16 protein-coding genes are annotated in these 17,205 nt (G+C 65.4%); 7 read left to right on the forward strand and 9 right to left on the reverse strand.

Going from position 1 to position 17,205, the window contains the following annotated elements; all coding sequences use genetic code 11:
- Window positions 1–65 precede the first annotated feature (65 nt).
- The 3 genes from HPY67_14645 to HPY67_14655 all read left to right on the forward strand — a co-directional run bounded on the left by HPY67_14645 (window position 66) and on the right by HPY67_14655 (window position 4,431).
- The gene (locus HPY67_14645) at window positions 66–2,855 is read left to right on the forward strand and encodes a bifunctional transaldolase/phosoglucose isomerase (protein ID NPV05955.1); all 2,790 of its coding nucleotides are present in this window, start codon (window positions 66–68) and stop codon (window positions 2,853–2,855) included.
- An 89-nt stretch (window positions 2,856–2,944) separates the two neighbouring features.
- On the forward strand, window positions 2,945–3,679 hold the full coding sequence (gene rpiA / locus HPY67_14650; GenBank protein ID NPV05956.1) for a ribose-5-phosphate isomerase RpiA: 735 nt from the start codon (window positions 2,945–2,947) through the stop codon (window positions 3,677–3,679).
- Window positions 3,680–3,717: 38 nt separating this feature from the next.
- Window positions 3,718–4,431 carry a DUF3047 domain-containing protein gene (locus HPY67_14655; protein ID NPV05957.1) on the forward strand — a complete coding sequence of 238 codons (714 nt, stop codon included), beginning with the start codon at window positions 3,718–3,720 and terminating at the stop codon, window positions 4,429–4,431.
- Window positions 4,432–4,507: 76 nt separating this feature from the next.
- Here HPY67_14655 and HPY67_14660 read toward each other — a convergent pair whose 3' ends face one another.
- Window positions 4,508–4,666, reverse strand: coding sequence for a hypothetical protein (locus tag HPY67_14660; GenBank protein ID NPV05958.1), 159 nt, complete (start codon window positions 4,664–4,666; stop codon window positions 4,508–4,510).
- A 75-nt stretch (window positions 4,667–4,741) separates the two neighbouring features.
- Here HPY67_14660 and HPY67_14665 point away from each other — a divergent pair, with 75 nt between their 5' ends.
- Window positions 4,742–4,981, forward strand: coding sequence for a hypothetical protein (locus HPY67_14665; GenBank protein NPV05959.1), 240 nt, complete (start codon window positions 4,742–4,744; stop codon window positions 4,979–4,981).
- Window positions 4,982–5,165: 184 nt separating this feature from the next.
- Here the strand turns inward: HPY67_14665 and HPY67_14670 are convergent, their stop codons facing one another.
- On the reverse strand, window positions 5,166–6,422 hold the full coding sequence (locus HPY67_14670; GenBank protein ID NPV05960.1) for an Nramp family divalent metal transporter: 1,257 nt from the start codon (window positions 6,420–6,422) through the stop codon (window positions 5,166–5,168).
- A gap of 3 nt (window positions 6,423–6,425) precedes the next feature.
- Window positions 6,426–7,643, reverse strand: a complete 1,218-nt coding sequence (locus tag HPY67_14675; GenBank protein NPV05961.1) for a magnesium transporter — start codon at window positions 7,641–7,643, stop codon at window positions 6,426–6,428.
- 333 nt (window positions 7,644–7,976) lie between these two features.
- On the opposite strand from HPY67_14675, the gene HPY67_14680 reads away from it, so the two are divergent.
- A complete protein-coding gene (locus HPY67_14680) occupies window positions 7,977–8,378 on the forward strand; it encodes a methylmalonyl-CoA mutase (protein NPV05962.1) in 402 nt (133 codons plus the stop codon).
- An 87-nt stretch (window positions 8,379–8,465) separates the two neighbouring features.
- Here HPY67_14680 and HPY67_14685 read toward each other — a convergent pair whose 3' ends face one another.
- The gene (locus tag HPY67_14685) at window positions 8,466–9,422 is read right to left on the reverse strand and encodes a Tim44 domain-containing protein (GenBank protein NPV05963.1); all 957 of its coding nucleotides are present in this window, start codon (window positions 9,420–9,422) and stop codon (window positions 8,466–8,468) included.
- Between the two features lie 154 nt (window positions 9,423–9,576).
- Entirely contained in the window at window positions 9,577–10,074 is a 498-nt protein-coding gene (locus tag HPY67_14690; GenBank protein ID NPV05964.1) for a rubrerythrin family protein, read from the reverse strand.
- Window positions 10,075–10,244: 170 nt separating this feature from the next.
- Here HPY67_14690 and HPY67_14695 point away from each other — a divergent pair, with 170 nt between their 5' ends.
- Both HPY67_14695 and HPY67_14700 read left to right on the forward strand, forming a co-directional pair.
- Window positions 10,245–10,553, forward strand: a complete 309-nt coding sequence (locus HPY67_14695) for a glycoside hydrolase (GenBank protein ID NPV05965.1) — start codon at window positions 10,245–10,247, stop codon at window positions 10,551–10,553.
- Window positions 10,554–10,880: 327 nt separating this feature from the next.
- Window positions 10,881–12,215 carry a butyryl-CoA:acetate CoA-transferase gene (locus tag HPY67_14700; protein NPV05966.1) on the forward strand — a complete coding sequence of 445 codons (1,335 nt, stop codon included), beginning with the start codon at window positions 10,881–10,883 and terminating at the stop codon, window positions 12,213–12,215.
- A 246-nt stretch (window positions 12,216–12,461) separates the two neighbouring features.
- Here HPY67_14700 and HPY67_14705 read toward each other — a convergent pair whose 3' ends face one another.
- Genes HPY67_14705 through hslO form a run of 4 tightly spaced genes read right to left on the reverse strand, consistent with a single transcriptional unit; the run spans window position 12,462 to window position 17,115 of the window.
- Complete coding sequence (locus tag HPY67_14705; protein ID NPV05967.1) at window positions 12,462–14,111, reverse strand: iron ABC transporter permease; 1,650 nt, start codon at window positions 14,109–14,111, stop codon at window positions 12,462–12,464.
- 7 nt (window positions 14,112–14,118) lie between these two features.
- Complete coding sequence (locus HPY67_14710; GenBank protein ID NPV05968.1) at window positions 14,119–15,180, reverse strand: ABC transporter ATP-binding protein; 1,062 nt, start codon at window positions 15,178–15,180, stop codon at window positions 14,119–14,121.
- Window positions 15,181–15,187: 7 nt separating this feature from the next.
- Window positions 15,188–16,171 carry an extracellular solute-binding protein gene (locus tag HPY67_14715; GenBank protein NPV05969.1) on the reverse strand — a complete coding sequence of 328 codons (984 nt, stop codon included), beginning with the start codon at window positions 16,169–16,171 and terminating at the stop codon, window positions 15,188–15,190.
- Window positions 16,172–16,203: 32 nt separating this feature from the next.
- The gene (hslO, locus tag HPY67_14720; GenBank protein NPV05970.1) at window positions 16,204–17,115 is read right to left on the reverse strand and encodes an Hsp33 family molecular chaperone HslO; all 912 of its coding nucleotides are present in this window, start codon (window positions 17,113–17,115) and stop codon (window positions 16,204–16,206) included.
- Window positions 17,116–17,205 lie beyond the last annotated feature (90 nt).

Below are 17,205 nucleotides of genomic sequence, written 5' to 3' on the forward strand. Positions count from 1 at the left end.
TCCCGCACCGGACCTTCCATGCCTGAACACCCTGAGTGCCCGTCTTGCCCGAGGAGGGCCCCCGGATGAACACGATCAAGGACGTCAACCGGCTCGGCCAGTCCATCTGGCTGGATTTCATCCGCCGCTCGCTGCTCGATTCCGGCGAGCTGGAGGCCCTCGTCGCCCGGGGCGTCTCCGGCGTCACATCCAACCCCACCATCTTCGAGAAGGCCATCGCGGGCAGCGCGGACTACGACGGGGCTCTCCGGGAACTCGCGGCGGAGGGCAAGACCAACGAGGAGATCTACCTCGCCCTGGCCCTCGACGACATCCGCCGCGCGGCCGATTGCCTGCGGCCCGTCTGGGAGGCCACGGGGGGCGCCGACGGCTACGTGAGCCTCGAGGCCAACCCGAAGCTCGCCCGCGACACCGGGGAGACCGTCGCCGAGGCCAGGACGCTCTTCAAGGCCCTGGACAGGCCCAACGTGATGATCAAGATCCCCGCGACACCGGAGGGCATCCCCGCCGTCGAGGCCCTGATCGGGTTGGGGGTCAACGTCAACGTGACTCTCATCTTCTCGCTGGCCCACTACGAGGCCGCTGTCCGGGCCTACATCGCGGGGCTCGAGCAGCTCGCCGCCCGAGGGGGCGATCTGCGGCGCGTGGCCTCGGTGGCCTCCTTCTTCGTGAGCCGGATCGACACGGCCGTGGACCGGAGGCTCGAGGCCCTAGGGGACAGGGCGCTGCAGGGGAAGGCAGCCATCGCCTGCGCGAAGCTCGCCTACAGCCGCTTCCGGGCGATCTGCGCCTGGAAGCGATGGAAGACGCTCGCGGCGAAAGGCGCCCGGGTGCAGCGGCTGCTCTGGGGAAGCACGGGCACGAAAAACCCCCTCTACCCCGACACGCTCTACGTCGACGGGCTCATCGGCCCGGACACGGTCAACACCCTTCCGCCTGCGACCCTGGAGGCCTTCCTTGACCACGGGAAGGTCGCGCCCACGCTCTGCCGGGGCGTGCGGGAGGCCCGCCGGGTGCTCGACCGGATCGAGAGCCTGGGGATCCGCATGGACGAGATCGCCGAGGCGCTGCAGCGCGAGGGCGTGCTGGCCTTCGAGACGTCCTTCGACGCCCTGATGGGGAGCATCCGCTCGAAGCGCGACGAGCTCAGGGCCGGCTGGATGCCCGAGTCCACCGAGGCGGGCTCCCTGCAGGACCGGATCGACGAAGCGCTGGCCGAGCTGCGGAAGGAGCGCGTCATGGGCCGTATCTGGGCGAAGGATCACACCGTCTGGAAACCCGACCCCAGGGAGATCGCGAACCGCCTCGGGTGGCTCTCGAGCCCCTCGGACATGGTGGAGCACGTGGACGACATCGAGGCCTTTGCGAAGGAGATCCGCTCGGAGGGGTTCACGCGGGTGCTGCTCCTGGGGATGGGAGGATCGAGCCTCGCACCGGAGGTTTTCGCGAAGACCTTCGGCAGCGCGCCCGGCTGCCCGAGGCTTTCCATCCTGGACAGCACGGACCCGGGGGCCGTGCTGCGCGCCGCGCTCGATCTCGACGCCGACCGGACGCTCTTCATCGTCTCGTCGAAATCGGGGACGACCGTCGAGGTCCTCTCGCTGTTCACGTTCTTTCACCGGTGGGCCGTCGAGAGGCTGGGCCGGGACAGGGCCGGGCGGCACTTTGCGGCCGTCACGGACCCGGGCTCCGCGCTCGAGGGGCTCGCCAGGGAGCACGGGTTTCGCCGGGTCTTCCTGAACGACCCGAACATCGGCGGGCGGTTCTCGGCCCTTTCATTCTTCGGCCTTGTGCCCGCGGCGCTGATCGGCGTCGACGTGCGGACGATCCTCGGGCGGGCGGCGACGATGGCCGCCAACTGCGACGCCGGCAACTGCCCCGTGGCGGGCGACAACCGCGGGGCCCGCCTGGGCGCATACCTGGGAAGGCTCGCGCAGCTCGGCCGCGACAAGCTCACGCTCATCACCTCGCCCTCGCTGCAGCACTTCGGCGATTGGGTGGAGCAGCTCGTCGCCGAGAGCACCGGCAAGGAGGGAAAGGGGATCCTCCCGGTGCTGCGCGAGGCGCCGGGCAGGCCGGAGGTGTACGGGGCGGACCGCCTCTTCGTGGGGCTCGAGGCGGCCGGGGAGCCGCTTCGCGCAACGTTCATCCGCTCGCTCGAGGATGCGGGGCACCCCGTGGAGATCATCCGGGTCCGCGACCCCGTCGACCTGGGCGGCCAGTTCTTCCTGTGGATGATGGCCACCGCCGTGGCGGGCCGCTTTCTCGGGGTCAACCCCTTCGACCAGCCCGACGTGGAGGCCGCCAAGGCCGGCGCCCGCGAGGCCATGGAGGCCTTCCGGACCAGCGGGAGACTGCCGCACGAGGAGCCGTCGCTGAGGTTCGGGGGCATCGAGGTGTACGGCCCCGTGAAGGGGGCGGACACGATGAGTGCTCTGGAGAGCTTCCTGGAGGACATCCCGCGCGGGGGCTACATCTCGATCATGGCCTGGCTGCCGCCCACGGACGAGACGGACGTCCTGCTCCAGATCTTCCGCACGAGGCTGCGTGACCGTTACCGGGTGCCCGTGACCGTGGGCTACGGGCCCCGCTTCCTGCACTCCACGGGTCAGCTCCACAAGGGCGACGGGGGCCGGGGGGTCTTCATCCAGCTCACGGCGGATTTCGAGGAGGATGTCCCGATCCCGGACGGCCCGGGGGCAACGGCGCCTGCCCTGACGTTCGGCATTCTCGAGGCCGCCCAGGCCGCGGGCGACCGGCAGGCCCTGCTCGCCCGGGGGCGCAGGGTCATGCGGCTGCACCTCGGCCCGGATATCGGCGGGCGGCTTGCCTTGCTCACCGAGGGGATCCAGTAGCCCCGGGCCGCCGGCACAGGGACGCGCGGGCCGGACATCCGCGTGCATCCGCCCCGGAGGCGGCAAGGAACAGAAAAAAGGAGGCAGTCATGACCATCGACACGATCCAACTCAAGCGGCAGTCGGCGGCGTACGCCGCCGATCTCGTGCAGTCGGGGATGATCGTCGGGCTCGGCCACGGCAGCACGGCCATCCACGCCGTGGCAATCCTCGCGGACAAGCTGAAAGCGGGACAGCTGAAGGACGTGATCGGCGTGCCCTGCTCGTACCAGGTCGAGGAGGAGGCCATGCGGTGCGGCATGCCGCTGAGGGCCTTCGACGAGATCCCCGTCATCGACCTCACGATCGACGGCGCCGACGAGGTGGACCCGCAGCTCAACATGATCAAGGGGGGCGGAGGGGCGCTGCTGCGGGAGAAGATCATCGCCCAGGCCAGCCGGCGCGAGGTGATCGTGGTCGACGAATCCAAGCTCACACCCGTCCTCGGCCGGAAGCGCTGCGTTCCCGTGGAGGTGATCCCCTTCGGCTGGCGCTCCCAGGCGATGTTCCTCGAGTCCCTGGGGGCCAAGGTTTCGCTGCGCCGGAACGCCGATCGGAGCCCCTACCACACGGACTGCGGCAACTGGATCCTGGAGTGCAACTTCGGGCCGATCGAGAGGCCCCACGTTCTGGCGGAGCGGATCAAGGCCCGCGCCGGGGTCGTGGAGCACGGGCTCTTCATGGGCCTGGCCTCCGACGTGGTCATCGCGGGCCCGAAGGGGGTGCGTCACATCAAGCGGGGCGAGGGTGGGGTCTCGCCGAGCGACTTCGGCAAGGAATTCTGAAGCCCGCCACGGCTGCAGCCGGGCAGAAACGCAAAACGATGAACCGCGCCGCAGGGGCGATCCTGGTTTTGCTGGGTCTCGCGCTGCTGCCGGCCCTCGGGGCCGCGCAGGAAGGGGTTTTGCTGCGGGAGGAATTCACCGATCTGGCCAACTGGCGTCCCGTGACGTTCCCGAAGATCCGGGAACACACCCACTACACGATCGAGCAACAGGAACGGGAGTCGGTGCTCAGGGCCGAGAGCCGTGCCTCGGCCTCGGCCATCGTCTACCGGAGCCCCTTCCGCGTCTACGACTACCCCCGCCTGCGCTGGAAATGGAAGGTGGAAAACGTCTACGCCAAGGGCAATGCCCGCACCAGGGAAGGGGACGATTACCCGCTGAGGATCTACGTCCTGTTCGAGTACGACCCGTCGACGGCCTCGGCCTTCGACCGGGCGAAATACGGTCTCGCCAAGGCCCTCTACGGGGAATACCCGCCGCACAGCGCGCTCAACTACGTCTGGGCCAGCCGCGAGGACGAAGGAGGCATCCTCACGAACCCCTACGCGTCGAGCGCGAAGATGATCGTCCTGCAAAAAGGGAAGAGAAATCTCGGTCGGTGGATCGTGGAGGAGCGCAACATCCTCGACGACTACCGCATGGCCTTCGGGACCGACCCGCCGGCCAGGGCGACCCTCGGGATCATGAGCGATTCGGACAACACGGGGGAGGCGTCGGTCGCCTACGTGGGGTTCATCGAGGTCTTTCGGTGACCGGAACGCGGCAACGTCGGGGAAACGGCCGCAGGAAGCGTCGGGCGGACGCGCCCCCGGCCGCCGCCCGCCGCGCTCACTGCGCCGCGGGCGTGCAGTACTCGCAGTCCCTCGTGGCGTCGCTGAGGACGTGCTCGACAAAGCGGGCGAAACGCCAGCACTTCTCCGGTTCGGCCTCGGTCCGGGGACTGTGGAACACACAGTTCTCGCAGGTTTTGTCGCTGCCGGTTTTCATCGCGGCCCCCTTCGCATCTCTCTGTAACGGACGGCGGTCGAACCGTCAACGGAAATCCGCGCGAGGAATGCGCCCATGAATGATGCCGAGGCCCTCGAGGAAGCGATCCTCGTCGAAGACCTCCACACGGGGGAATTGATCATCGAGCGTGCAAACGGGGAGAGATGGCTCCTCGATGCCAAGAGGGGCTGGTGCCCCTGGGGCTACGAATTCGAGGGAAAGCGCGTCAGGCTCCGGTTCGGCGAGGTGACCTCGATCCTGGTCAACGACCGGGGTGAGCAGTACGAGTTCTGGACGGACAGGCAGCTCGATTGACGGCCGGGGCTCTCCCGGCGGCGGCAGCGGGTGGAAGGCCCCCTGCCGGGACCGTGAGCATCCCGTCGGTGTTCGGGGCCGGCAGGGCTTTCTTTTTCCGTTTCGCGTGCCGGGTTTCGCTTCCCGGCAGCCGAACGGAACAAACGCTTGACCGGCAAAACGGAACAGGCCCCATCGGCCGCGTTCAGCCCGCCAGCATCTGTGCAACGCCGAGGTAGATCAGCGCGAGGCTCAGACCGATCAGGATGACGACGGACCCCCAGGAGACCCAGTTGTTGAGCCGGCCGTTGACATAAGGGCCCATGAGGTCCCTCTTGTTGATGAGCAGAAGGATGAAGATCAGGACGAAGGGCAGCAGGATCCCGTTGATGATCTGCGAGACGAGCATGATCTTGATGAGGGGGGCCCCGGGGATGAGAATGAGCCCGCCGCTGACGAGGATCAGGCCCGTGTAGAGGCCCATGAACTGCGGCGCCTCGCTGAAGTCCTTGTTGACGCCCGACTCCCACCCCATACCTTCACAGATCGTGTAGGTCGTCGAAAGGGGGAGGATCGTCGCCGCGAAGAGCGAGGCGTTCACCAGGCCCACGGCGAAGAGCGTCTTCGCGAACTCGCCGGCCAGGGGCTCGAGGGCCATGGCGGCGTCCTCGGCCGTCTCGATGAGGATCCCACTCTTGAACAGCGTGGCCCCGCAGGCCACGACGATGAAGAAGGCCACCGTGGAGGCCATGATGCAGCCGAGAATCACGTCCCAGCGCACGAACCGGTAGTCCTCGATACGGACGTTCTTCTCGACGATGGAGGCCTGCTGGTAAAACTGCATCCAGGGCGAAATGGTCGTCCCCACCATGCCGATGAGAAGCCCGATGAAGGCGGCGTCCATGCGGAACGTCGGCCAGACCGTGTGACGGGCGACCTCCCCCCAGTCGGGCCGGGCCATGAACCCCGAGAGGATGTAGGAGAAGTAGATGATGCAGGCCCCGAGAAACACCCGCTCGACGGTCCTGTAGTTTCCCCTCACGACGAGCAGCCAGATGACGCCGCAGGCCAGGGGCACCGAGACGTAGCGGCTCACCCCGAAGATCTCGAGGCTGGCCGCAAGCCCGGCGAACTCGGCGGCGCAGGTCCCCAGGTTGGTCAGGAGCAGGGCAAGCATGACGAACACGGTGGTCTTCACGCCGTACTCCTCGCGGATCAGGTCCGAGAGGCCCTTGCCCGTCACGACGCCGAGCCGCGCGACCATCTCCTGCACGATGACGAGCAGCGCGAGCATGGGGATGAAGGACCACAGCAGGGCGTAGCCGTAGTGGGAGCCGGCCACCGAGTAGGTGGTGATGCCCGCGGCATCGTTGTCCACGTTGGCCGTGATGAACCCCGGACCGACGATGCTGAGGAAAAACAGCAGGCTCTTCCGGTCTATCCTCTTCAGCCATTTCAGCATGGCCTAGCGCTTCCTCCTCAGCGGCGTGGGCAGAAGCATGTCCACCACGTCGTCCACGGTGATGATGCCGAGCAGGCGATTCGTCTCGTCAACGACCGGGATGGCGAAGAGGTTGTACCGCGAGACCATCTCGGCCACCTCTTTCTTGTTTTCCGTGGCGACGACCCTCTTGGGGTTGCTCACCATGAAGCTCTCGAGCGGCGCCTTCGGCGGGGCGAGGATCAGGTCCTTGAGCGACAGAACCCCGAGCAGGCGTTCCTCCCGGTCCACGACGTAGAGGTAGTAGATCATCTCGATGTCGGGCGCCACGAGCCGAAGCTCCTTCATGACCTCCTCGGCCGTCATGTCGGGCGGGAAGCAGATGTAGTCCGTCGTCATGAGGCCGCCCGCCGTGTCCTCGTCGTGCTCGAGGAGTTCCCGGACCTCCTCGGCCTCTTCCTTCTCCATGCGGCTCAGCAGCTCCACGGCCTTCTTCTCCGGCAGGTCGCCCAGGACGTCGGCCGCCTCGTCGGGGTCCATGTGCTCGAGCACGTCGGCGGCCTTCTCGGGCTCCATCTCGCTGATGATCTTGGCGGCCGTCTTGTCGTCGAGCTCGCCGATGACGTCGCCCGCCGTTTCCTCGTCCAGCTTGCTCAGCAGGGCCGTTCTCTCCTGCATCGAGACCTGGGAGAGGATCTCGGCCATGTCTACGGGGTGCATCTCGGCAAGGCTCTTGCGGGTCATCGTCAGCGTGAGCCGGTCGAGGCCGGGTTCCAGCGTCGTCACGTAGCGCCAGGGGATGAGGGAGCCCTTTCGGGCCTTCCCGAAGCCGAGCCTCCGGATGAGCCCCCCGAAGCCCACGTCGATGGCGAGCACGCCGAAGTGGTCGTTGACCCGGCCGAGCTGCACGTCGTTGACGCGGACGACCTTCACACCGTTGACGTCGACGATCTGCCTGTCCAGGATGTGCTTCGCGATGAGGATCTCCTTCTCGCGCGGCTCGGCGTATGTGATGGAGGCCGCGTCCCCCCGGATCGTGACGACGCGCTTGTTCAGGACTTGGACCTCGGGCATCGGGATGTATGCCATCCCCCGCGGGGTCTTGACGTAGAGGCCCTCCACGCAGGGGAAGGGGTCGCCCGGTGCGACGCTGAGGTCACGGATCTTCCCGATCGGGTCCCCTTTCCTGTCCAGAAGCTGGCGGTTCAGGAGTTCGCTGAGATAAATGCTGTCCGTGATCATGCGGGTCGCCCCCACTCGGTTATCCTGCTGCTGCCGATCGCCGCGGCCGCCGGGCAGCACCGTCTTTGCCGGCCGCATCGACCCGGGAAAAGTCATGTTTCTTGGGTGCTGGGCGCCGATCCGGCCCAAAGACAGAGAAAGGCTATAAGCCGAAGAGAGGGGAAAGTCAATCGTCTTGTTCCCCGGTCGGCCGCCGCATGCCGTCACCGGGGGCGACGGGCCTCAATTTGCTTGACACCCCAGAGGCGGTTTTCTATAAAACCATCAGGCGCGGACCGAAGGACCCGGCATCCCGCGGGGTGTCTTTTCCGCCGCGGCCTCAGGGAGGGGCAGATGCAGGACGAGAAGCGGGTGAGGATCCTCATGGCGAAGTTCGGGGAGGGGCATGAGAACGCCGTGGTCAGACTCGCCCTCGCCTTTCGCGAGTCGGGCTTCGAGATCATCTACACGGAGACCCAGACACCGGAGTCCATCGTGAACTCGGCCATCCAGGAGGACGTGGACCACATTGGGATCACGACCCTTCCCGGCGCCAAGATCGACGACATCCGTCGCGTCATTCAGCTGCTGGACCAGGCGGGGGCGCGTGATATCGGCGTGACGGCCGGCGGGTTTCTCAGCTACGACGACATCCCGAAACTCAAGGAAGTCGGAATCGTGCAGTTCTTCCCCATGGGCACGACGATTCAGGAGCTCATCGACTGGGCCAAGGCCAACATCAGGCAGACGCACTGAAAGGGTCCGGGTCAAACTTGGGACAAGAAAAACGGGCCCCCGCCGGGAACGGCGGGGGCTTTTTTTGCTGTACGCGTGACCCTGTTGTCACTGCGGCTGCTGGATGGCCGAGAGCTTCCAGGCATTTCTCCCGACAGGGCGCGTAAAGGTCCAGAACTCCTCGAACTTCACGGGCTCCGTCCGGCTGCCGGAGAGCACCTCTTTCGTCGACTCGTCGATCGTGTAGTCCAGCAGGTTGGCGGCGAACTTCACCGTGATGTAATCCTGCCCGGACTCCTGCCAGGCCTCGGTGATCTCGACGGACCGCACGGCGATGTTCTCCAGCCGGTTGATCTTTCTCTCGGCCTTGAGCTTCCGGGCGTCCTCCGAAAGAATCCCGTACATCTCGTCGGTCAGGACCTCCCTTACCGTCGACATGTCTCGGTTGGCCCAGGCCCCCTGAACCCGGAAGAACACATCCATGCAGGCGTCGGTGAACGCCTTCTCGTCGAACCCGGCGTCCATCTGGCGGACATGGGAAATCCCGCGCTCCACGTCGTTGCCCTCAACGGCAGGGCTTCCCATGGGCGGGGTGTAGCCCGGTGTGGACGTCCCCGCGGGGCCGCCCTGGTAGTAGGCGCCGGCCATGGCCTCCTGCTCGCGGCGTCTCTTGATGAAACGGTAGATGAAATAGAGGATGGCCCCGATCAGGACGATGTCGAGAAGGCCGACCCCTCCGCCGAAAGCACCGTCGCCGGCAAACCCGAGGCTCCGGAAGAGCATGCCGCCGATGAGTCCGCCCACCATACCGCCTGCCATGCTGCGCCAGAAGCTGTACGGCGCAGAAGCCGTCGGAGAAGACGGTGATGTGACCGAGCGCGAAGGCGACGCCGGCGAGGGGGTAGACGGGCTCGCGGGCGCCGAATAGGTACGCGATCCCCGGCTTCCGGTGGAGGAACGGCCGCCTCCCGCCCTTGCGAAGACCTCATCGGGGATCAGGAAGCACAGGAAGAAAAACAACGTGAGGAACATGATCCCTTTCGTCACCCAACGATTGCTCGACATAACACCTCCGGAAAACTCGTTGATCTCGTTTTTCGTCTCGTTTCATTGATCCAGTCCCGGCGGTCGTGCCTGACACGCCACGCAAGGCTTGTTAAATGACACGGGGCCCTTTCTTGCATCCTATCGGCAAAACGTGCGTGGGCTTGACCGCCCGTCAGGTGATCTCCCTGTAGAGCTCCGGCGCGCGCCCGCAATTGGGGCACGTCTCGGGCCGGGACAGCGTTTCGATCCATCCGCAGTAGGAACAGACGAAGTACTTCGTTTCCTTGTCACTGGCCATGTCGGAAAGGGCCAGCTTGTAGAGGTGGGCGTGCCGCTCCTCGGCATTGCGGGCCTTCGTGAAGTACCAGACCGAGAGCTTGTCCTCGTCGGCCCACGCCTGCTTCAGAAACGCCGGGTAGGCGACCCCGTTGACGAAGGTCTCTTTCTCGAAGGACAGCTTGAGGTTTTCCTCGGTCGATCGGACCGTTTCCAGCAGTTCGAAATGGCTCTGTGCGTGGACGGCCTCCGCGGCCGCCACGGCGCGAAAGAGCCGGGCCACCTGAGGGTACCCCTCGTCATCAGCCTTCCCGGCAAAGGCCAGGAGACGGAAATAGGCCTTCGCCTCTCCGACAAAGGCCGCTTCCACATTCTTCCGCGTCTGCTCGGTCATGGGGGTCCTCCTTTCGGCCGGCGGCCGGGAACCACCATTTAACCTTTTTTCCCTGTTTCCGGCAACCCGCAAATCGGCCCCGGGGTAGACCGGACCGCTTGCGATGCATCAAAGCGGTTGAACTTTTCGGTACGGCTGATTATGATGGAAATGAGAAAAGGAGGTGTGCCATGGCACGTACCCGTGCACGGAAAGGCGGCGCGTCGGCAGGCGGGATGGGCAAGAAACGGGTCACTTTCTCCATGCACGCCCCTCACGCCCGCGAGGTGTCGGTCGCCGGGACCTTCAACGACTGGGACCCCTCGAGCCGGCCCCTCAAGAGAGAGGCGGGGGGAACCTGGAAGGCGGTCTTTTATCTCCCGCCCGGACGGTACGAATACCGGTTCGTCGTCGACGGCATCTGGACCGACGACCCCTGCTGCACGACACGCTGCTGGAACCAGTACGGCGGCGAGAACTGCATCCTCGTCGTCGAGTAGGCGTCCCCTCACCGCCTCGCCACACACTCACGTCCCTGCGCGATACCCTGCCTGAGGAGTTTTGGCGAACGCGCTGCGCGTGCGCCCTCCGGCATGGCTGCGCTTGGCGATCCGCACCCCCGTGCCGCACGGGGGAAACGGGAGCCAAGCGCGAATATCACGCCGGAGAAGGAAATGCAATCTTGTATTTTTTTCGTTCCCGTGATAGCGGACCGCGATCCCCGAGGCGGGCTGTGCGATGCCGCAAGCGCGCCCGGGAAGGGCCCGCTGCATCGGCCGGACCGCCGAGCCCGTCGGGGGAGACGCCATATTTCAGGGAGGTAGAGGATGTCGTACGCAGAAGAGTACAAGAGGAAACTGACAACCCCGGAAGAAGCTGTGAAGGTGGTGAAAAGCGGAGACTGGATCGATTACGGGTTCGGCCACACCAAGCCGATCGCTCTGGACAAGGCTCTTGCTGCTCGCAAAGACGAACTGAAGGACATCAACATCCGGCACACGCTGAGCCTGACACCCCAGGCCTGCATCGAAGCCGATCCCGAGGGGGACGTGTTCACCCTCCAGGACTGGCATTTCTCGGGCTATTCCCGGAAGCTCCATGACCGGGGCCGGTGCTACTACCACCCCATGATCTTCCGCAACCAGCCCCTGTTCTACAAGAAGAGCATCAAGAGCGTCGACGTGGCCATGATCCGCGTGACGAAAATGGACAAGGACGGTTTTTTCAACCTCCACTTGGGGAACGCATCGGTCCGCGCGGCCCTCGACGTTGCCAAGAAGATCATCCTCGAAGTCAACCCGCTCCTTCCCTGGGCGCTGGGCGGGCGTGACGAGGTCGTGCATATTTCCGAAGTCGACGCCATCGTCGAGTTCGAATCCAAGGTGGAGGTCATCCCCCCCGCCGCCCCGACGGAAATCGACAAGAAGATCGCCGGCTATATCGTCCCCATGATCCCCAACGGCGCCTGCATCCAGCTGGGCATCGGCGGGCTGCCCAACTTCATCGGCAGCCAGCTGGCCGAATCGGACCTGAAGGACCTGGGCTGCCACACGGAGATGCTCGTCGATGCCTACTACCACATGGCCCAGGCGGGCAAGCTGACGAATAAGAAGAAGGGCGTGGACAAGAAGAAGAGCGCCTACGCATTCGCCGCGGGCAGCCAATTTCTCTATGACTGGATCGACCGGAACCCGTCGCTGGCCTCCTACCCCGTGTCCTACACCAACGCCCCCCACGTCATGTGCCAGCACGACAACATGATCTCGATCAACGCCTGCATCGAGGTCGACCTCTTCGGGCAGGTCTCGTCCGAGTCCTCCGGGCCGCGGCACATCAGCGGCACGGGCGGGCAGCTCGACTTCGCCACCGGCGCCTACATGTCCGAGGGCGGCATGTCCTTCATCTGCTGCAACTCCTCCTACAAGGACAAGCAGGGCAACACGAAGTCCCGTATCGTCCCCACGCTGCCTCCCGGCTCGATCGTGACGGTGCCGCGCACACAGGCCCACATGATCGTCACCGAGTACGGCATTGCGGACCTGGCCGGCAAGACGACCTGGCAGCGCGCCGAGGCCCTGATCAACATCGCCCACCCCGACCTGCGCGACGATCTCGTCCGGGAGGCGGAGAAGATGAACATCTGGCGCAAGGCCAACAAGTAATCGTCATCCCGCCGCATCGTCTCGGCGAATACGACGCCCCCGGGTCTGCGGGCCCGGGGGCTCTTTTTTTCGATGCGGCGCGGCAAACGGCTGCGCCCACGGGCGTTGACCCGCAGAGCTGCGGCCCTTTCTTGCAGCCCGCCCGCCGACTGTTCCCGGCCGATGGCGAGACCTTTTTCCCTTCCCTCCCCTTGTGTCCGGAACGACTCATCGTGGGACGAGGCCGCAATGCCTTGCGGCCCGCGGCTACAGCGCCGTCGTCAAGTCCTTGCCCAGAACCCTCTGCAGGAAAAACAGCGGGACGAGGACGGAGAGGATGAGAATGGTGGCATAGGCCGAGGCGGGGCCGAACTCGCCGCTGCCCATGCGCTGGAAGATCTCCACGGTCATCGTCGCCCAGGGGCCGTAGTACAGGACGATGGTGGAGCTCAGCTCCGCGAGGGTGGTCACCCACATGATGATGGCCCCGGCGACGATTCCGGGAAGCATCGTGGGGACCACGACCTTGAGGAAGGAGCGGAAGGGAGGGACTCCGAGGTTGATCGAGGCCTCTTCGACGGACTTGTCGATCTGCTCCAGCAGCGACGAGGTCGTCTTGATCGAGAAGGGCACCTTCCGGATGAAGTAGGCCAGCGCCAGAATCATCCAGGTCCCCGTGAGCACGATGAGCCCCGTGTTGTACGTCGCCGCCAGGGCAATCCCCTGCACGGTCCCGGCGATGGCCAGGGGCAGCATGACCATGGCGTCGAGGAGGTAGCTCAACTTCCCGCGCCGCCTCACCAGCAGATAGCTCACCAGAAGGCCGAAGACGATCCCCACGAGGGTCGAGACCGTGGCGAGGAAGAAGGAGTTGACGATGGGCCGCGGGGCGATGGTGAAGGCCTTCACGAAGTTCTCCAGGCTGAACTCCCCGTAGTACATGACGGGCCCGGAGGTCTTGGTGACGGAGGAGACCATGACGACGGCAAAGGGGAAGAGGGCCGTGAACACGATCCCCGCGCAGAACAGCCACATCAGGAGCGTGGAAAGGGGTCTTGCGCGAAGGACCTCGGGCCGCTGGACGGCCGACATGGCGTAGCTCTTTCGCTCGACCCAGTACTTCTGGAGGATGGTGAGGCCCATGGTGATCGCGAGCAGCACGGTGCTGAGGGCCCCCGCCATGGAGGGGTTGCCGCCCATCTCGCTGATGAATTCATTGTAGGCCTGCACGGAGAGCACCCGGAAGTCCTCGCCGATGAGGATGGGCACGCCGAAGTTCTCGATGGAGAGATAGAAGACGATGAGTGCCCCGGCAAGGACGGCCGGGGTGACGGCCGGAACGGTGACGGTGAGAAAAACCCTCAAACGGCCGGCACCCAGGTTGGTGGCCGCCTCCTCGAGGGTGCGGTCGATGGAGTGGAGGGCGGCCGAGACCATGAGAAAGACGTAGGGAAAGAACTGCAGGGTGAAGACGAGCACGATTCCCTTCCAGCCGTAGATGCTGGGCAGCTCGATCCCCACCTTCTGGAACAGGTTGAAGAACAGGCCGTTTCGGCCGGCCAGAAGGAGCCAGGCCTCGGCCCCGATGAAGGTGGGGAGGATCAGGGGCAGCGTCGCGAGCGTCTTGATGACGTTCTTGCCCGGCATCTCGTAGCGCGACAGGAAAAAGGCGAAGGGCACGCCGATGGCCACGGAGAGCACTGTGGACACCACGCTCACGAAGAGGCTGTTCTCGAGGCAGCGCCGGTAGAAGGGGTAGAGGAAGATGGCCCGGTAGTTCTCCAGGGACCAGGCGCCCGTCTCGGGGCTCACGAAGCTCGCCCGAAAGATGGTGAACATGGGGTAGACGACGGCCAGGACGATGACGGCAAAGGCCAGGGCGTACACCCCGTTCCAGGCATTCACGATGCGCGGCATGGCTTCCTCAATCCCCCAGGATCACGAGGCGCTCCGGGTCGAAGCGGAGCCGCACGGCTGCTCCCTCCCGCCGGATGTCCTCCGCGCGGGGGTTGTGGACCTCGACGGTGATGCTCCTGCCGCCCAGGGCCTTCACCCGGTAGCGTACCAGGGCCCCCAGGAAGGTCGTGCTCTCCACCGTCCCCTCGACGGCATCCCCGCCGTTGCCGTCGACGATACGGACCCACTCGGGCCGCACGGAGAGATACGCCCGCTCCCCGGCAGGCCGCGGGGCTCTCATCGTGAGGACCTTGCCTCCCGTCTCCGCGCGGAGCGTCGATGCGGCCTCGTCATAGGAAAGCACCCTCAGCTCGAGGATGTTGCTGCCGCCCATGAACTCGGCGGCAAACCGGCTGCGGGGGCGGAAGTAGATCTCGTCGGGGCTCCCGAGCTGCTCGAGCCTCCCGTGGTTCAGGATGGCGATCCGGTCCGAGACGGCCATCGCCTCCTCCTGGTCGTGGGTCACGTAGATCGTGGTGATCCCGAGCTGCTTCTGGATGCGGCGGATCTCCTCGCGCATGGCGACGCGCAGCTTGGCGTCGAGGTTCGAGAGCGGCTCGTCCATCAGAAGGATCTGCGGCGAGATGACGAGTGCCCGGGCGAGGGCCACCCGCTGCTGCTGCCCGCCCGAGAGCTGGCTCGGGAAGCGCTTCTCGAGCCCCTCGAGACGCACGCTGCGGATCATGTCCCCGATCCGGGCATCCATCTCGGCACGGCCCACCTTCCGGACCCTCAGGCCGTAGGCGATGTTCTCCCACACGGTCAGATGGGGAAAGAGGGCGTAGCTCTGGAAGACCATGCCCGTCTCGCGCCGGTGCGGCGGCACGTCGTTGACGAGCCGATCGCCGAAATAGACCTCCCCCCCGTCGGGGGTGTAGAAGCCGGCGATGACGCGCAACAGGGTCGTCTTGCCGCAGCCGCTGGGCCCGAGCAGGGTGAAGAAATCCCCGTCGCCGATCTCGAGGCTCACATCGTCCACGGCCCTGAGCTTCCCGAATACCTTGCTGATGCCCTTCAGGACGACCCGCATGCCCGGCCTACTTCGAGAGGATGATCTGCTTCCACTGTCTGAGGATCTCCTTCTCCTTCGCCGTGGCCTCCAGGGGATCGAAGGACTTGAGCACCGGGATGCTCTTGAGGGCGGGCAGCCCCTTGACGGCCGCCGCGTCGGGCCGGGCGGGACGGCGCGAGAACTGCCGGAAGATCTCGTCCTGGACCTCCTTGGTGAGGAGGTAGTCGAAGAACTTCTTCGCCTCCTCGGGATGCGGGGCACCTTTGATGATCGCCGCCGCTTCGGGGGCGAGGAAGGCCCCGTCCGAGGGATAGACGATGGCCACGTTCTTGTCGCCGCCCGCGATGTAGCGGTGGGCGGCGTACTCCATGGTGATCCCCACGGGGTACTCGCCGGCTGCAACCCCCTTGTAGATCAGGCTCGAGCTGTCGAGGATCTTGGCGTTGGCGATGAGCTTCTTGACGCCGTCCCAATCGTAGAGCTTCCAGATCCCGTAGACTTGGGCGTAGGCCGAGCCGGATTTCTCGGGGTTGGCCATGACGACCTTGCCCTTCCATTTGGGATCCAGCAGGTCTTTCCAGGCCTTGAGCCGATCGGCGTCCTTCACGAGGGACTTGTTGACCATGATGATCATGACGTGGGTGTTGGTGCTCGTCCAGCGATCGGTCTTGTCGACGTAGCCCGCGGGCAGCACCTTCGCCTGGGGCGAGCGGTAGGGCATGAAGTGTTCCTTCGCCGCGTCGAGGACGGCCACGTCACCGCTCCAGAAGATGTCGCACAGGGGCCGGTCCTTCTCGGCCTGGATGCGCTTCATCGCCTCTCCGGTGCCGAGCCGCACCGTGGAGACCTTGATCCCCGTCTTCTTCTCGAAGCCCTTGCTCACGAGGTCGATGGCCTCAGGCGGGTTGGAAGAGTAGAGGACGACTTCCTTTGCGGCCCAGGCCGCGCCCGGCAGGACGAGGCAGATTGCCGCTGCGACGGCGGCCAATGTGCGGATGGTTCGATTCATCTTTTCCTCCTTCCCGAAGACATGCTGTCTGTTCATTTCGGCGGCACCGGAGCATCCGGCGTCCCGCCGCACTCGATGTCGCGAATCAGTTGCTCGAGATCGGTCCGGTCGAAGCGGTACGCCGCCCGGCAGAATTCACAGGTCACCTCGGCTTCGCCCTTCTCCTCGGCAAGGCGCCTCAGCTCGGTGCAGCCGAGTGAAATCAGGACCTCCTCGATGCGGTCGCGACTGCAGTTGCACCGGAAGGATAGCCCCTTTTTTTCCAGGATCTTGTACGGAATCCCCTCGAAGATGAGGCCGAGAAGGTCCTCGGGCGCCTTGCCGTCCCTGAGGACATCGGTGACCGAGCGGACCCGGCCGATGTTGTCGATCAGCCGGTCAAGGGTCGCCTCCTCCGAGGGGGGCAGCGACTGGACGAGAAAACCGCCGGCCGCCGAGACGCGTCCGTCCGTCTCCACATACACCCCGAGGCCTACGGCCGACGGGATCTGCTCGGACTCGGCCAGATAGTAGGCGATGTCTTCGGCGATCTCGCCCGTGCGCAGCTTCACGATGCCCTGGTAGGGCTTGTCGAGCCCGACGTCCTTGAAGACGGTGAGATGGCCTTCCTTCCCCAGGACCCCCGAGACATGGAGCTTTCCGTCCTTCACCATCACGTCGACGTTGGGCACGCCCACGAAGCCCCTGACGTTTCCCTCGCTGTCGGCCTCGACGAGGATCTTCTTCAGGGGGCCGTTTCCCTCGAACTTGAGCCCGACGCGCAGGCCCGGTTTTGCGAGCGCCCCCAGGAGCAGCCCCCCCGTCAGGGCCCTCCCCAGGGCCGCCGAGGCCGTCGGCGTCGTCCCGTGGAGACGGCAGGCGAGATTCACCAGTTCCGTCGTCCGGCACGCCAGCCCGATGACGTTGGCCTTGTCGCTCAGCACGCGCAAGAGGTAGTCGGACATCGCCAAGAAGGAATTGGGGACAGGGATTTCGGGAGTTCGTCCAATTCCTGAAGGTCATCTTCATATCATGCCGGGCGGGGAAATGAAAGA

It is taken from the genome of Syntrophaceae bacterium (assembly GCA_013177795.1).
Taxonomy (GTDB): Bacteria; Desulfobacterota; Syntrophia; order Syntrophales; family UBA2192; genus UBA2192.

Excerpts from the sequence above, each read along its gene's own strand:
- HPY67_14645 (NPV05955.1), top strand. The coding sequence starts at position 66 with ATGAACACGATCAAGGACGTCAACCGGCTCGGCCAGTCCATCTGGCTG.
- rpiA (NPV05956.1), top strand. The coding sequence starts at position 2,945 with ATGACCATCGACACGATCCAACTCAAGCGGCAGTCGGCGGCGTACGCC.
- HPY67_14655 (NPV05957.1), top strand. The coding sequence starts at position 3,718 with ATGAACCGCGCCGCAGGGGCGATCCTGGTTTTGCTGGGTCTCGCGCTG.
- HPY67_14660 (NPV05958.1), bottom strand. The coding sequence starts at position 4,666 with ATGAAAACCGGCAGCGACAAAACCTGCGAGAACTGTGTGTTCCACAGT.
- HPY67_14665 (NPV05959.1), top strand. The coding sequence starts at position 4,742 with ATGAATGATGCCGAGGCCCTCGAGGAAGCGATCCTCGTCGAAGACCTC.
- HPY67_14670 (NPV05960.1), bottom strand. The coding sequence starts at position 6,422 with ATGCTGAAATGGCTGAAGAGGATAGACCGGAAGAGCCTGCTGTTTTTC.
- HPY67_14675 (NPV05961.1), bottom strand. The coding sequence starts at position 7,643 with ATGATCACGGACAGCATTTATCTCAGCGAACTCCTGAACCGCCAGCTT.
- HPY67_14680 (NPV05962.1), top strand. The coding sequence starts at position 7,977 with ATGCAGGACGAGAAGCGGGTGAGGATCCTCATGGCGAAGTTCGGGGAG.
- HPY67_14685 (NPV05963.1), bottom strand. The coding sequence starts at position 9,422 with ATGTCGAGCAATCGTTGGGTGACGAAAGGGATCATGTTCCTCACGTTG.
- HPY67_14690 (NPV05964.1), bottom strand. The coding sequence starts at position 10,074 with ATGACCGAGCAGACGCGGAAGAATGTGGAAGCGGCCTTTGTCGGAGAG.
- HPY67_14695 (NPV05965.1), top strand. The coding sequence starts at position 10,245 with ATGGCACGTACCCGTGCACGGAAAGGCGGCGCGTCGGCAGGCGGGATG.
- HPY67_14700 (NPV05966.1), top strand. The coding sequence starts at position 10,881 with ATGTCGTACGCAGAAGAGTACAAGAGGAAACTGACAACCCCGGAAGAA.
- HPY67_14705 (NPV05967.1), bottom strand. The coding sequence starts at position 14,111 with ATGCCGCGCATCGTGAATGCCTGGAACGGGGTGTACGCCCTGGCCTTT.
- HPY67_14710 (NPV05968.1), bottom strand. The coding sequence starts at position 15,180 with ATGCGGGTCGTCCTGAAGGGCATCAGCAAGGTATTCGGGAAGCTCAGG.
- HPY67_14715 (NPV05969.1), bottom strand. The coding sequence starts at position 16,171 with ATGAATCGAACCATCCGCACATTGGCCGCCGTCGCAGCGGCAATCTGC.
- hslO (NPV05970.1), bottom strand. The coding sequence starts at position 17,115 with ATGTCCGACTACCTCTTGCGCGTGCTGAGCGACAAGGCCAACGTCATC.